Raw genomic sequence first — 13423 nt, forward strand, 5'->3', positions numbered from 1 at the left:
GGTGAAATGAGTTTTACGGGGCTTGCCGCCAGGACGTTGAAGACCACGGCCGTCGTCGCGGGCGTCGGCGCGGCCTGCGTCGCGTACGCGGCCGGGGTCGAGGTCCGCTGGTACACCTTGCGCCGCTTCACGGTTCCGGTGCTGCCGGCCGGCTCCGACCCGGTCAAGGTGCTGCACCTGTCCGACCTGCACCTGATGCCGAACCAGGAGCGCAAGATCCGCTGGGTCAACGAGCTCGCCCAGCTGGAGCCCGACCTGGTCGTCAACACCGGCGACAACCTCTCCAGCCCGCACTCGGTGCTGCCGCTGCTCCGCGCGCACGGCGCCCTGCTGGACCTGCCCGGTGTCTTCGTGTTCGGCTCCAACGACTACTGGAAGCCGCACTTCAAGAACCCGGTCAACTACTTGCTCCCGGCCCAGAAGCAGCGGCACAAACCCCACGGCCCGAACCTCCCGTTCGAGGAGATGCGCAAAGCCTTCACCGACGCCGGCTGGGCCGACCTGAACAACGCGAAGACCACCCTCAAGGTGAACGGCCTGCGCCTGGACTTCGCCGGCACCGACGACCCGCACATCAAGCGAGACCGGTACGCCGAGGTCGCGGGCGAGGTGGATCCCACGGCGGACCTGTCGATCGGGGTCACCCACGCGCCGTACCAGCGGGTCCTGAACGGTTTCGTCGGCGACGGGTATCCGCTGGTCCTCGCCGGGCACACCCACGGCGGCCAACTCGCGGTACCGATCTACGGCGCCCTGGTGACGAACTGCGACCTCGACACGTCCCGGGTGAAGGGTCTGACCAGCTGGGGTCACAACGGCCGCCAGGCGGCGTTGCACGTGTCGGCCGGCCTCGGCACCTCGCCGTACGCGCCGGTCCGTTTCGCCTGCCGGCCGGAGGCGACCCTGCTCACTTTGGTGCCGCGGATTAACCCGATTTCGTCCCAGCGGTAGGCGCATGTAAGCTAACGCCGACTTCGGGCTGTGGCGCAGCTTGGTAGCGCGCGTCGTTCGGGACGACGAGGTCGCAGGTTCAAATCCTGTCAGCCCGACAGATGAGGGTGGTGGCCATTCGGTCACCACCCTCGCTTCATTTCGCGGCCGTTCTAGGCTGGCGTCGTGAGTGTGATTCAGCGAGTGGATCTCGGCGAGGTCGAGTACGAGGTTGCGGCCAAGGAGATGACGACGTGGGTCGCCGAGCGGACCGAGGGTGAGGCCGCGGACCGGTTGTTCCTGCTGAGTCATCCGCCGGTGATCACGTACGGCCCGCGCACGTCTCTGGCCGACCTGCCCGCAGAGGCGGCGGCGATCCCGACCGCTGCCGTGGACCGCGGTGGCTTCGCGACGTACCACGGACCTGGGCAGCTCGTCGGCTATCTGGTCATCGACCTCAAGCGCCGCGGTGTGGCGGACGTGGTCCGCTGGGTCGAGAACGGCCTGATCGAGGCGCTCGGGTCGCTGGGGTTCCCACTGATCCGGCGCGAGACGCCCAGAGGCGCGAGCAGTCTGGTCGGCGTCTGGACCGAGGACCACCGCAAGCTGTGTTCGATCGGGATGCGGATCAGGCGGGGCATCACCAGCCACGGGTTCTCGATCAACCGCGACCCCGACATGAGCGTCTTTCACACATTCACGACCTGCGGCCTGCACGACGTGACGATGACGTCGCTGGCCGAACTGGCCGCTGAGACCGGCGTCCCGGTACCGACGGACGAAGCCCTCCGTACGGCGGTCGCCGCGTCCCTGGGCGCCGCCTGACTCGCCGTCCTGCGGTCGCCCGTTACCGCTGCGCTGAACGCCACCTGACTCGCCGTACGCCGGTCGCCGCCTGTGCGCCTGCTGAGCTCGTGACGCGGCCGTCGCGTCGTCGTGGGTCGGATGTCGATAGCCTGCGGACATGGGTGACGACGTGAGCGAGGCCGACGAGGTCGGGCACGGGATGCCGGCCGACCTGGAGGAAGCGCTCGAGGAGGCCGACGCCGAGGCGGCGGAGGAGACGGACGAAGGGCGGTACGACGCTCCGCCGTTGCCGCCGCTGCTGATCCTCGCGGTGGTCGGGCTGCTCGCCGGGTTCGTCACGATCGCCTGCATCTGGCTGAGCGAGCAGGGCTGCGACCGGGTCCGCGATACGCCGAACTGTGGCGCGATGGGGTTCCCGCTGCTGATCCTGACCGTGGTCGTCACGATCGTGCTCGCCGCCCTGGCGCTCACCAAACTCGCGATGCCACATCCGCGGCTGGTCGCGTTCCTCGGCGTGATGTTCATGCTCCTGATCGTGTTGGCCTTCCTCACGGACCACCTGTCGTCGACGTGGAGCCTGCTCGTCCTACCGGTGTTGTCCGCCGTCACCTTCCTTGTCGCACACCTGATCGCCGGACGCTTGGAGCGAGCCGATGCCTGAACTCCCCCGCTACAAATGCCTCCGCACCACCGCAGTACCGAACCTCGACGGCACCCTGACCGACCCCGCCTGGGACACTGCGCCGTGGACCACCGACTTCGTCGACATCCGCGGCGGCGACAGCCCAGCGCCCCGGTTCCGGACCCGCGCGAAGCTGATGTACGACGACGAGTTCCTGTACGTCGGCGGCCAACTCGAGGAGCCGCACGTCTGGTCGACCATGACCGAGCAGAACACCTACTTGTACGAAGAGAACAACTTCGAACTGTTCCTCGACCCCGACGGCGACGGGCTCAACTACTACGAGCTGGAGATCAACCCGCTCAGCACGCTGTGGGAACTCACCCTGCCGAAGCCGTACGACGACGGCGGCGTCGCGGTGAGCCCGACAAACCTCCCCGGCCTGCGTACCGCAGTACACATCGACGGAACCCTCAACGACCCGTCGGACACTGATGCTGGCTGGTCGGTCGAGCTGGCTCTGCCCTGGACCGACCTGGCCCAGTACAACCAAGGCAAGCCCCACCCGGACGCCGGCGACGAGTGGCGAATGAACCTCATGCGCATCGAGTGGAACCACTCAGTTGTGGACGGCGAATACCGCAAGGGGGACGAGCAGGACTTCTGGGTCTGGTCCCCGCAGTACGTCGTCGACATGCACAAACCCAGCCAATGGGGCGTACTGGAGTTCTGAGCGCCCGCCTCGCGCCTCCTGCGAGCAACCGCGCGGTCCGGCCAGGGACTGTGAGCCCGTTGTCTATACCTTGCTCGCCACCACCATGTAGTTCTCGGCCTCAGGGTCGTACGTGCTCCTTTCCGTCCGGAGTCCGACCTGGTGCAACTCGGCTGTGAGTTCGTCGTATCGGTAGGGCCAGCACGACAGCAGTTCCGAGCGGACAAGAACCGGGCCGGCCGCATCAACTTGGGCGACCGCGATCTCGATGTGGTGCTCCTCCTCCCACTGTGACGCAATCTCCCAGCGGTAGACCACGACGGCATTGCGCCCGTTCCGGCGGACAAGACGGTCACTGATGTCCAGCCGGGAACCTCTGGCCCGCACGAGTTCCCAGGTGCGGGAGGTGAGTACCAAGCGCCCCCCACGGCGCAGAAGCCGTGACATCGACTCCAGAGCAGCAACCCTTCCTCTCGCACCCACGGCATGGTGCAGCGAGTTGCCAACGCAGAACACCATGTCGAAGGTGCCGTCAGCGAAATGGTCGGGCAACTCTTCCCAGTCCGCCCGCACTGTCCGGACAGGTGCGCCGAATTCCTCAGCCAACGCCGCAGTCCGGCGAACCATCGCTTCGCTGGCGTCAGTTGCGACCACCTGCAGGCCAAGACCGGCCAGGCCGACCGCCAACTGTCCGGTTCCGCACGAACAATCGAGGACGTGAGCGTTCGACGGCAGGAGACTGAGGACGTCGTCGAACGACGCAGCGAACTCGGCCGGGGCCAGCTTCGCATCCGAGATGAGCCACTCGTACACCTCGGCAAGCGCGTTATAGCTCGTCACAACTACTACCTCCGACACGGGGCAGACTCACGGTTGCACCTCAGTACATCAACGGAGCAAGTCGGTTCACCAATGGTTTTGCCAGGGCAACCCGCCCTGTCATGCCGCTCTGCATGCGGCGCCGCACGCTACTGCCGCGCGGCTGGTTGGTTGCTCACGCGACCTTTGTGCCGAGGAGGGCTCGTACCGGGACCTGCTCGATGTACGGCCGATAGGGACGAAGCACTTCCCGGAGCTCCGCTGCGAGCTGTGGACGCTCCTTGGGCGAGGGAAGGCGGTCGACCGGTAGCGCGCTGTAGATCCCGCCGAGTAGGTGATCGAAGTCGAGCTCGTCGGCATAGTCGAGCTCCACCTTGCTGACCTCGAAGCCATTGGCCGTCAGGCTCTGGCGATAGCGTTGTTGCGTTGCGTTGTCGGTGCCGCAGCTGTTGGCTGGACGCGTGCCGAACCAGTCGGACAGCCATTCGCGTAACGCCCGTGACCAGTCCGAGTCCTGCAGCCACAGCGGGATCCCGTTGGCCACGACCATGACACCGCCTCCAGGACGCAGGAGCGGACCGACCGCGGCAAACAGCGCCTCATGGTCCATCCAGTGCAGTGCTTGTCCGATCGTCACAGCACCAACCGACTGTTCAGCCAACAGCGATCGCAGCAGCGGAAGGTCGGAGTCGCTGCCGACCATCCACGCCACATTCGTGACGCCCTGGTCCTGGGCGGCTGAGCGGGCGCGGGACAGCATGTCCGGTTCGGGATCGACCCCTATCACGGCCCGGACATGCGGGGCGATCGGTGTTGCCAGTTGCCCCGTGCCACAACCGAGATCGATCACGAGATCGTCGCTCTTCAACGAGAACGCATCGACACACGCGCCGATCAACCCTGACGGATAACCGCGGCGGTATCGGTGATACAGATCAGCAATTTCGCCGCCGAACCCCAGATCCATCGTCTCAGAATGCCTTTCCACGTCGATGATCCGGCAGGGCTTCTGCCACCGGCATAACGCCTGTCGGCAGTTCTGGAAGCTGACCGCTGACCGTTCCACCACCGGGTCGGCACCATCAGGCCCGAACTCACACCCATCGGCCGCGTGCAACCCACCTCATGACCGAGGAGAGCTAGCGGCTCAGTTTCGCTCCCAGGAAGAAGATTCCCGGCTGGGTCTCGAAGCCGTCGCTGGGGTTCGACTTCAGCGTCGACCTGGCGATGGTCAGCGTGCCGGTCCGGTCGTTGCTGACGAAGAAGATCGCACCGCCGCCCTCGTTGGCGTGGTTCTCGCGGATCACGGTGCCCGTGACGTTCACGGTGAACGTGTTGCCGTCGGTGTAGATCGCGCCGCCCGAGCCGCCTCCGGGGGTGCCGGCCTTGGCCGGGTTGGCGCCCCGGCCGATCGCCTGGTTGCCGGTGAACACGCTGTTGAGCACCGTCCACGAGACGCCGATGCTGCTCAGCGCGCCGCCGTTGGAGCATCGTCCGCCGGTGAAGGTGCTGTGCACGACGTACACCGGCCGGTTCTCCGACTGCGACAGCACCCGGATCGCCGCGCCGCCCAGGTCGGCGCCCGTACTGTCGCAGCGGTTGTCGGTGAAGCGGGAGTTCACCACCTTCAGCCGCCCGCCGCGGACGAAGATCGCCCCTCCGCCGCCGCCCTCGGCGGTCTGGCCGGTCGCGTTGCCGCGGGTGAACGTCAGGTTCTGCACGGTCAGCCGGGGCGTGGGCTGGTCCTGGCAGTGCGAAGTGGTGAAGCGCTGGGCCTCGTCGCAGGTGTTCTGGTAGAGAATGCGGCGTTTGCCGCCGCCGCTGAGCGTCACCAGGCCACCGCCGTCGAGTACGACGTCCGGACCGTGGTCGTTGCGGACCTTGGCGGTGGCTTCCATGGTGATCGTCACCGGGGCCGGCCCGCAGTTGAAGGTGATCACCCCGCCGGCTGCCACGGCCGAGACCACGGCCGCCGACGTACAGCCGGCCGGCGTGCCTTTGCCGACGACCCGGTCGGGCCGTCTGGTGTCGACGGCCTGCGCCGCGGCGGGGACCGTGGCGTCACCGCCGGGGTTGCCGGGGCTCGGGAGAGCCTGCGGTCCCCTCGATGCAGATGGGCTGGGCGTGGGTGATGAGCGGGGTGTCGGCGGCGCCGAGACCGAGGCGGACACGGGGGCGGGTGACGACGGGGACACAGACGCCGGTGCCGAGGCGACCGGCGTGGACGCATCGGACGCCCGCGGCTTGGCCGTGGCATCGTCGCCGCAACCGGACAGAGCCAGAGCGCAGATCACGGTCACGGTCACGGCGGGGAAACAGGGGGATCGCACCGCGCAATGCTAGGTGCCAACGGGCAATGGCAACAGTGCTTCGACGACAGCCCGTCGGGCCGCGATTGACCTCACCTCATACGTCGCTGGCGAACCTAACGCATATGCCTGCTATCCCTTGATATGAAGGGATAACAGGAGGTCGGTGGCCGCCGTACTCACCGCGGCCGCTGTTCGTCGCGGGCGCTGTTCCACTGCTCCGCGCCGAGGAGCAGGTGCTCGAGGCGATCGTCGGCAGCCGGATACCGCGCAAGTACAGCTACGCCCGGAGGGGATCGACACATGGTGATGGGAAAACAGGACATCGGCGCCTGGGACGCGGAGTTCTATCGTTCCGGCCAAGTGGTCTTCGCGGTCCGGCGCGCGCTGGCCTTCGGCGGGCTGGTCATCGCGCTGACGCTGGCCGGCATTCCGGTCGTCTCGGTCGTCCGGGACCTCGACACCCGCGGCACTTGGTTCACGATCCGGGTGGCGCTCCTCGCCGTACTCCTCGCCGCCTGTAGCGCGCTCGCCGTCCTGGCCCTCCTCGGCCACCCGCGAGTGACCGTCAACGCCAGTGGCATCCGCTTCGCTTGGTGGCGGCAGATCCCGTGGTCCGAGTTCGACGGCACGACTCTCGTCAGGCCCACCAGCAGCAGCCTCGCCGCCCCCTACTTGACCATCACCTCCACTCGCGGCACCAGACTCCACATCCCCCAAAGCAACGTCGAAGACCTCGGCGCCTTCGCCGCCTGGCTCACCAAACTTCACACCCAACACCAGTTGAAGACCAACAGCTGAGCGGCTTGGTTCGGGGCCGAATCCGCAGCTAAGTGGGCACACTTCCCCCGGCGATGAGCTCAGTACGCGAACAACTGGCGGCACCCCCCGCGCGGTTTTCGGCCGCGCCGCAGGAGCGGCGTCCCGGGGCGGGTGGGTCGAGCCCCGGCGCAGGACGGGCGAAGCGGGTGCACTTCCACGCAGTACGAGAAGTTGTGGTTCGGCCCACAGTGGGTGAGTCTCGCCGGATGTGCGGGTGCTGGTTAGAGTCGAGCGGACACTCGAACTGCAATGGAGCAGCCTGATGGACAAGACGTATGAGTCGCCGCGGGCCGCGGTCGACGACATCGGTGACGGCGCGAGCCTCGCGGTCGGCGGCTTCGGGCTGTGCGGCAATCCGATGGAGCTGATCAGCGCGTTGCACGCGAAGGGGGTGAGCGGGCTCAGCGTCGTGTCGAACAACTGCGGCGTCGACGACTGGGGGCTCGGAATCCTGCTCGCGGACAAGCGGATCGCGAAGATGACGTCGTCGTACGTCGGGGAGAACAAGGAGTTCGCCCGGCAGTTCCTCTCCGGCGAACTGGAGGTGGAGCTGACCCCGCAGGGCACGCTGGCGGAGAAGTTGCGCGCCGGTGGTTGCGGGATCGCCGCGTTCTTCACGCTCGCCGGCGTCGGCACCCAGGTGGCCGAGGGCGGCCTGCCGCAGAAGTACAACACCGACGGCACGGTGGCGAAGGCCTCGGAGCCGAAGGAGACCCGCGAGATCAACGGTACGACGTACGTGCTGGAGGACTCCATCACGACGGACTTCGGCCTGGTGCACGCGCTGAAGGGCGACACGCACGGGAATCTCGTCTTCGACCGGAGCGCGCGCAACTTCAACCCGCTGGCCGCGATGGCCGGCCGGATCACGATCGCGCAGGTCGAGGAACTGGTCCAGCCTGGTGAGCTGGACCCCGACGAGATCCACCTGCCGGGCGTCTTCGTCCAGCGAGTGGTTGCCGTCGGCAAGGATATCGAGAAGCGGATCGAGAAGCGCACGGTGCAACCCCGCGAGGCCTACGAGGCCGCCCGCGAGAAGATGGAGGCCTGAGATGCCGCTCACCCGTGAGCAGATGGCCGCCCGGGCCGCGTCGGAGCTGGAGGACGGTTCGTACGTCAATCTCGGCATCGGCCTGCCGACGATGGTCCCGAACTACATCCCCGACGGCGTCACCGTCGTGTTGCAGAGCGAGAACGGCATCCTCGGCGTCGGCCCGTACCCGGTCGAGGGCGACGAGGACCCGGATCTGATCAACGCCGGCAAGGAGACCGTGACGACGTTGCCGGGGGCGTCGTTCTTCGACTCGTCGCTGTCGTTCGGGATGATCCGCGGTGGCGCGATCGACGCGGCGATCCTTGGTGCCATGCAGGTGTCGGCCAAGGGCGACCTGTCGAACTGGATGATCCCGGGCAAGATGGTCAAGGGGATGGGCGGCGCGATGGACCTGGTCCACGGCGCGAAGAAGGTGATCGTGCTGATGGAGCACGTCGCCAAGGACGGTTCGCACAAGATCCTCGAGGAGTGCGACCTGCCCTACACCGGTCGCGGCGTGGTCAACCGGATCATCACCGACCTGGCCGTCCTCGATGTCACCGACGACGGCCTCAGGCTGGTCGAACTGGCCGACGGCGTCACCTTCGAGGAGCTCCAGGAGAAGACCGGCGCCCCCATCAAGCAGTGAGTCCCACTCCGACGGCCGCCCGGTGAGCACCCGGGCGGCCGTCGTACGTCCGCACCACCGCCCGAGCACCCGACGTGTCTGAGAACACGGTGGGGCGATGCCAACCTCAGTGCAGGGTCAAGTCGTCCCACGAACATGGGCGCGGTCTTGTGGTGGACGGTTGACTGTGCGGGAATGAAGCGGGCGAGTGGGGACAGGTGGTAGGCGTGGATGTGTTCGTGATCGGTGGGGTGGGTGTCGACACGATCGTGCGGGTGCCGGAATTGCCGTTGCCGGACCGGGAGACGATCCCGGTGGCACCGATCGAGTCGTACGTCGGGCACACCGGGCACGGTGTCGCGCTGGGCTGCCATCGACTCGGGCTGGACGCGGCGATCGCGGATGTGATCGGTGACGACGACGAGGGCGACCGGATCCGCTGGACCTACCAGAGGCTCGGCATCCCGTTCACCTCGGTCGTCACACCCTGCGGCACCCGGCGGTCCGTGAACCTCGTCTCCCCCGACGGGCGCCGCGTCTCCCTGTACGACCCCCGCCGGCCGCAGTACGACGGATTCAAGGTGCACCCGGATCTTTGGCGCCCGGACCTGACCCGGACCAGGCACGTGCACGTCTCGATCATGGATTTCGCCCGGCAGGCTCTGCCGGATCTTGCGATGGCCGATTGCTCGATGTCCACCGACCTGCACGACTGGGACGGCGTCGACGACTACCACCGGGACTTCGCGACGGCCGCCGACGTGGTGTTCGTGTCGGCCCAGGCGCTCCCGGACGACGCGATCGGCTGGATCTTCACGCACGGCCGGGCCCAGGCCGTGGTCGCGATGGCCGGTGCCGACGGGAGCTATCTGCACGTGGCGACCGAGAAGCCGGTCCACATTCCTCCGGTCGAGATCCCGGATCGGCCGGTCGTCGACACCAACGGCGCCGGGGACGCCTATGTCGCCGCCTTCCTGGCGACCTGGCTCGATGGCCGGAGTTGGCGGGAGGCCGCTGAGGCGGGTTCGATCGCGGGCGCCTGGGCGTGCGGTTCGCACGGCACGCACACCGACCTGATCACCGCCGAACAACTGATGACCCTGATCCTCAAGGAGCTGTCCACCGACTGACGGCTGGTCACCCGCGCGTGAGCGGTGGGTGCAGGAACGTCGCCGGGCCGCGACGGAAGAGTTGCGCGGGCCGCCCTCCGTCGCGGGTGGTGGTCGTGCCGAGCGGTACGACGAAGCCGTCGGTCTTGGTCGCCTTGCGATGGAAGTTTCGCGGGTCGAGCGGCGTACCCCAGACCGCTTCGTAGATCCCGCGCAGTTCCGAGATGGTGAACTCGTCCGCGCAGAACGCCGTCGCCAGCGGCGAGTACTCCAGCTTCGCCCGAGCCCGCTCCACCCCGTCGAGCAGGATCCGGTGATGATCGAACGCGAGCCGTCCCGGATCAGCCAGTACTTCGTCCGCGGGCACCCAGCTCGCCGAGGCGGCGTCGGTGCCGGCGATCGGCGCCGGTAGATCCGGAACCAGCGCCAGGTACGCCACGCTCACCACCCGGCCCCGGGGATCACGGCCGGGTTCGCCGTACGTCGCGACTTGCTCGAGGTGGATCCGGTCGGACACCAGCCCGGTCTCCTCGGCGAGCTCGCGCCGGGCCGCGGCCTCCAGGTCTTCCGCCGGCCGGACGAAGCCACCGGGGAGCGCCCAGCGGTCCTTGTGCGGCTCGATGCCGCGCCGGATCAGCAGCACCTGCAGGGAGCCGTCGCGAACGGTCAGGATCACCAGGTCGGCGGCGACGCCCATCGGCTCGAAGTCCATACCGACGTACCTTAATCGTCACCTTGACGAAAAGCGATCCGGACCCTTATCGTCAAAGTGACGACAAAAGAGGAGACAGCGACATGGCGGACATCACCAGGTTCCGGTTCATCAGCCACCTACGGGCCAACCCGACCACCCACGTGCGGCACCTGCGCAACGGGAAGCTCGCCCACGACGGAGCCGGCCAGGCCTTCTGGTTCCGGGCCCTGAACTCGTCCCTGAGCGAGATCCCGATCGACGACCGGGAGCAGCCGCTGCTGTTCCACGGGCGGACGGTCGACTTCCAGGACGTAGTCGTGCAGGCCACCGTGACCTACCGGGTGATCGACCCGGCCCTCGCCTCGACCAGGCTGGACTTCGGCATCGACCCGGACACCGGGTTGTGGCGAGCGACGCCCCTGGAACAACTCGGCGGCCTGCTGACCGAGCTCGCGCAACAGACCGCGCTGGACCTGCTGGCCCGGATGACACTGACGCAGGCACTGTCCGAGGGCATGGCCTCGCTCCGGCTCGCAGTGAGCACCGGCTTGCGCGAGGACCAGCGGCTGACGGGAATCGGGATCGGCGTCGAGGACGTCCGCGTGGTCGCGGTACGGGCGGAAAGCGATGTGGAGCGGGCGCTGCAGACGCCGACGCGCGAGATGGTGCAGCAGGCGGCCGACAAGGCGACGTACGAGCGGCGCGCGATGGCCGTCGAGCGGGAGCGGTCGATCGCCGAGAACGAACTGCAGAACCAGATCGAACTGGCCCGGCGTGAGGAACAACTGGTCACCCAGAAGGGCCAGAACGAACGCCAACGGGCGACCGAGGCCGCCGCGGCCGGACGGATCGAGACCGAGGCTTCGGCGTCCCGGCGGCGCCAGTTGGCCGAAGCGGATGCGGATGCGAAGCGTGTCCTGGGTGCGGCCGAGGCTGCCGCGGAGAAGGCCCTGCTCGAGGCGTACGCCGACCTGAGCCAGGGCACGATCCTCGCGCTCGCCATCAAGCAGGGCGCGCTGCCGGAGATCGGCACGCTCAACCTGACGCCGGATCTGATCACGCCGCTGCTCGCGAAGCTGGCGAACCAGGAATGAGCCTGCCACCCCGGGCCGTGGTGGTGCACCGGGCGACCGAACTCACCGAGCTGGTCGCCCGGCACGGCACCCGCCAGCAGGCCGGCTTCTTCCTGACCAGCCGCGGCCGCGACCTGGCCGAACTGGATGCGCGGCACCAGGCCCAGCAGCAGGCTCTCGCGACGGTGTCGGCCGCGATTCCGCTGGACTGGCGCCGTGCTGTTGCCGAGCGCAACGACCTGGACCGGTTCGTGTTCGGGCCGGAGGATCTGGTGATCGCGGTCGGCCAGGACGGACTGGTGGCCAACGTGGCGAAGTACCTGGACGGACAGCCGGTGATCGGGGTCAACCCGGAGCCCGCGCGCAACCCCGGCGTACTGGTTCCGCATGAGCCTGACGCCGTACTGGAGTTGCTGCACGGGTTCACCGTCGAGGAGCGCACGATGGTTGCCGCTAGCACCGATGACGGACAGAAGCTGCTGGCTTTGAACGAGGTGTACGTGGGACATCGGACGCATCAGTCGGCGCGCTACCGGCTCGCGTCCCCGGAGGGTCTTCAGGAGCGGCAGTCGTCATCGGGTCTGCTGGTCGGCACCGGCACAGGGTCAACGGGGTGGTGCCGCTCAGCCTGGCAGGAACGGCACTCGACGCTGAGGCTGCCGGGTCCGACCGATCCCGCGCTGTGCTGGTTCGTGCGCGAAGCCTGGCCGTCACCGGCGACCGGGACGGCTTGTACGGAAGGTCTGCTGGCCGCAGCCGACCGGCTGACCGTGACGGCCGAGTCCGACCTGGTCGTCTTCGGCGACGGGATCGAATCCGACACCTTGTCGCTCAGCTGGGGCCAGCGCGCCGAGATCGCGATCGCCGAAACCCGCCTCCGACTGGTCCGCTGAGCAACCACAGCAAATCCACAGCCCGGATGCCGCGAGGTCGGCCGTGGTGACCGCCTGGGCTCTTACCGTGGGCTGATGACTTGGTTACTGGCTGTGCTCGGTGGTGGTGGGGTGGCCCTCGCCGGCCGCTACGTGTGGGACCGGCGCGCCGCCAAGCGAGGTGACGCCGCCGAACTCGAGCAGGTCAAGAAGCTGGCCGACGAGGACGTGACGCTGCTCGGTGAGGAGCTCGCCCGGCTCGGCGCCGTCGTGGACGGCCTGGACCTGGATGCGGAGACCCGGGTCGACTACCAACGCGGACTCGACGCCTATGAGGAGGCCCAGCGTGCGGTGGGCGGGATCAGCTCGGCCGACACCGTCAGTGCGGTGACAGACGCGCTGGCGGCCGGACGGTACGCGATCGTCTGTGTCCGGGCGCGGGTCGCGGGCGAGCCCGTTCCCGAGCGGCGAGTGCCCTGCTTCTTCAATCCCCAGCACGGCCCGTCGACGACCGACGTGATCTGGAACCAGCCTGCTCGCGGCACGCGCAAGGTGCCGGCGTGTGCGCAGGACGCGGCGCGCCTGAAGGAGGGTGACGACCCCGAGGTGCGGTACGTCGTGATCGGCAACCGCCGGGTGCCGTACTGGGAGGCCGGCGCCGCGATCGCGCCGTACGGGCGTGGGTACTTCGGCGCCGGTGCCGGGGCCAGCTATGTCGCGCTCGCCTCGTTCCAGACGCAGACCGACGCCGCCGGAGGCTGGGGCTGGAGCGGCGGACACGGCGGTGGTCATCACGGCGGCGGGCACGGCGGCTTCGACGGCGGTCATGGCGATCACGGCGGCTTCGACGGAGGCGGGCACGGCGGCGGGCATGGTGGCGGGGACGGCGGGGGTCACCACTGACGCGTCGCCGCGCTCCGTTGCACCGATGAGCCCTCCGACCCCGTTCCGGGTCGGGGGGCTTTCTCAGGGGTGAGCCGGGGTTATTCCACC

At 68.1% G+C, this 13423-nt stretch carries 15 protein-coding genes and 1 tRNA gene; 12 read left to right on the plus strand and 4 right to left on the minus strand.

Features of this window, described 5'->3' with window-relative positions:
• The first annotated feature begins 6 nt into the window (after nt 1-6).
• The 5 genes from EV138_RS14575 to EV138_RS14595 all read left to right on the plus strand — a co-directional run bounded on the left by EV138_RS14575 (nt 7) and on the right by EV138_RS14595 (nt 3092).
• Entirely contained in the window at nt 7-951 is a 945-nt protein-coding gene (locus EV138_RS14575) for a metallophosphoesterase (protein ID WP_133979486.1), read from the plus strand.
• Nucleotides 952-975: 24 nt separating this feature from the next.
• A tRNA-Pro gene (locus tag EV138_RS14580) sits at nt 976-1049 on the plus strand.
• Nucleotides 1050-1116: 67 nt separating this feature from the next.
• Nucleotides 1117-1755, plus strand: a complete 639-nt coding sequence (gene lipB / locus EV138_RS14585) for a lipoyl(octanoyl) transferase LipB (protein ID WP_133979487.1) — start codon at nt 1117-1119, stop codon at nt 1753-1755.
• 139 nt (nt 1756-1894) lie between these two features.
• A complete protein-coding gene (locus EV138_RS14590) occupies nt 1895-2398 on the plus strand; it encodes a hypothetical protein (protein ID WP_202866718.1) in 504 nt (167 codons plus the stop codon).
• A complete protein-coding gene (locus EV138_RS14595; protein WP_133979488.1) occupies nt 2391-3092 on the plus strand; it encodes a carbohydrate-binding family 9-like protein in 702 nt (233 codons plus the stop codon). The genes EV138_RS14590 and EV138_RS14595 overlap by 8 nt, the downstream gene beginning before the upstream one ends.
• Before the next feature lie 63 nt (nt 3093-3155).
• Here EV138_RS14595 and EV138_RS14600 read toward each other — a convergent pair whose 3' ends face one another.
• The 3 genes from EV138_RS14600 to EV138_RS14610 all read right to left on the minus strand — a co-directional run bounded on the left by EV138_RS14600 (nt 3156) and on the right by EV138_RS14610 (nt 6220).
• Complete coding sequence (locus EV138_RS14600; protein WP_133979489.1) at nt 3156-3911, minus strand: class I SAM-dependent methyltransferase; 756 nt, start codon at nt 3909-3911, stop codon at nt 3156-3158.
• Nucleotides 3912-4065: 154 nt separating this feature from the next.
• Nucleotides 4066-4857, minus strand: coding sequence for a class I SAM-dependent methyltransferase (locus tag EV138_RS14605; protein WP_133979490.1), 792 nt, complete (start codon nt 4855-4857; stop codon nt 4066-4068).
• 172 nt (nt 4858-5029) lie between these two features.
• The gene (locus EV138_RS14610) at nt 5030-6220 is read right to left on the minus strand and encodes a hypothetical protein (protein ID WP_238158140.1); all 1191 of its coding nucleotides are present in this window, start codon (nt 6218-6220) and stop codon (nt 5030-5032) included.
• Nucleotides 6221-6502: 282 nt separating this feature from the next.
• Between EV138_RS14610 and EV138_RS14615 the strand changes: the two genes are divergently transcribed.
• The 4 genes from EV138_RS14615 to EV138_RS14630 all read left to right on the plus strand — a co-directional run bounded on the left by EV138_RS14615 (nt 6503) and on the right by EV138_RS14630 (nt 9812).
• Entirely contained in the window at nt 6503-7000 is a 498-nt protein-coding gene (locus EV138_RS14615; protein WP_133979491.1) for a hypothetical protein, read from the plus strand.
• 283 nt (nt 7001-7283) lie between these two features.
• A complete protein-coding gene (locus EV138_RS14620; protein ID WP_133979492.1) occupies nt 7284-8072 on the plus strand; it encodes a CoA transferase subunit A in 789 nt (262 codons plus the stop codon).
• 1 nt (nt 8073) lies between these two features.
• Nucleotides 8074-8703: a CoA transferase subunit B gene (locus tag EV138_RS14625; RefSeq protein ID WP_133979493.1), complete on the plus strand. Its 630-nt coding sequence runs from the start codon at nt 8074-8076 to the stop codon at nt 8701-8703.
• Nucleotides 8704-8909: 206 nt separating this feature from the next.
• Complete coding sequence (locus tag EV138_RS14630) at nt 8910-9812, plus strand: carbohydrate kinase family protein (RefSeq protein WP_238158141.1); 903 nt, start codon at nt 8910-8912, stop codon at nt 9810-9812.
• A gap of 7 nt (nt 9813-9819) precedes the next feature.
• Here the strand turns inward: EV138_RS14630 and EV138_RS14635 are convergent, their stop codons facing one another.
• Entirely contained in the window at nt 9820-10503 is a 684-nt protein-coding gene (locus EV138_RS14635; protein WP_238158142.1) for an NUDIX hydrolase, read from the minus strand.
• 83 nt (nt 10504-10586) lie between these two features.
• Between EV138_RS14635 and EV138_RS14640 the strand changes: the two genes are divergently transcribed.
• The 3 genes from EV138_RS14640 (at nt 10587) to EV138_RS37285 (ending at nt 13333) form a co-directional block, all read left to right on the plus strand.
• A complete protein-coding gene (locus tag EV138_RS14640) occupies nt 10587-11579 on the plus strand; it encodes an SPFH domain-containing protein (protein ID WP_133979495.1) in 993 nt (330 codons plus the stop codon).
• Entirely contained in the window at nt 11576-12451 is an 876-nt protein-coding gene (locus tag EV138_RS14645) for an NAD(+)/NADH kinase (RefSeq protein ID WP_133979496.1), read from the plus strand. The genes EV138_RS14640 and EV138_RS14645 overlap by 4 nt, the downstream gene beginning before the upstream one ends.
• A 75-nt stretch (nt 12452-12526) precedes the next feature.
• Nucleotides 12527-13333, plus strand: a complete 807-nt coding sequence (locus EV138_RS37285; RefSeq protein ID WP_166678593.1) for a hypothetical protein — start codon at nt 12527-12529, stop codon at nt 13331-13333.
• Nucleotides 13334-13423: the final 90 nt, after the last annotated feature.

The organism is Kribbella voronezhensis (genome assembly GCF_004365175.1).
Taxonomy (GTDB): Bacteria; Actinomycetota; Actinomycetes; order Propionibacteriales; family Kribbellaceae; genus Kribbella; species Kribbella voronezhensis.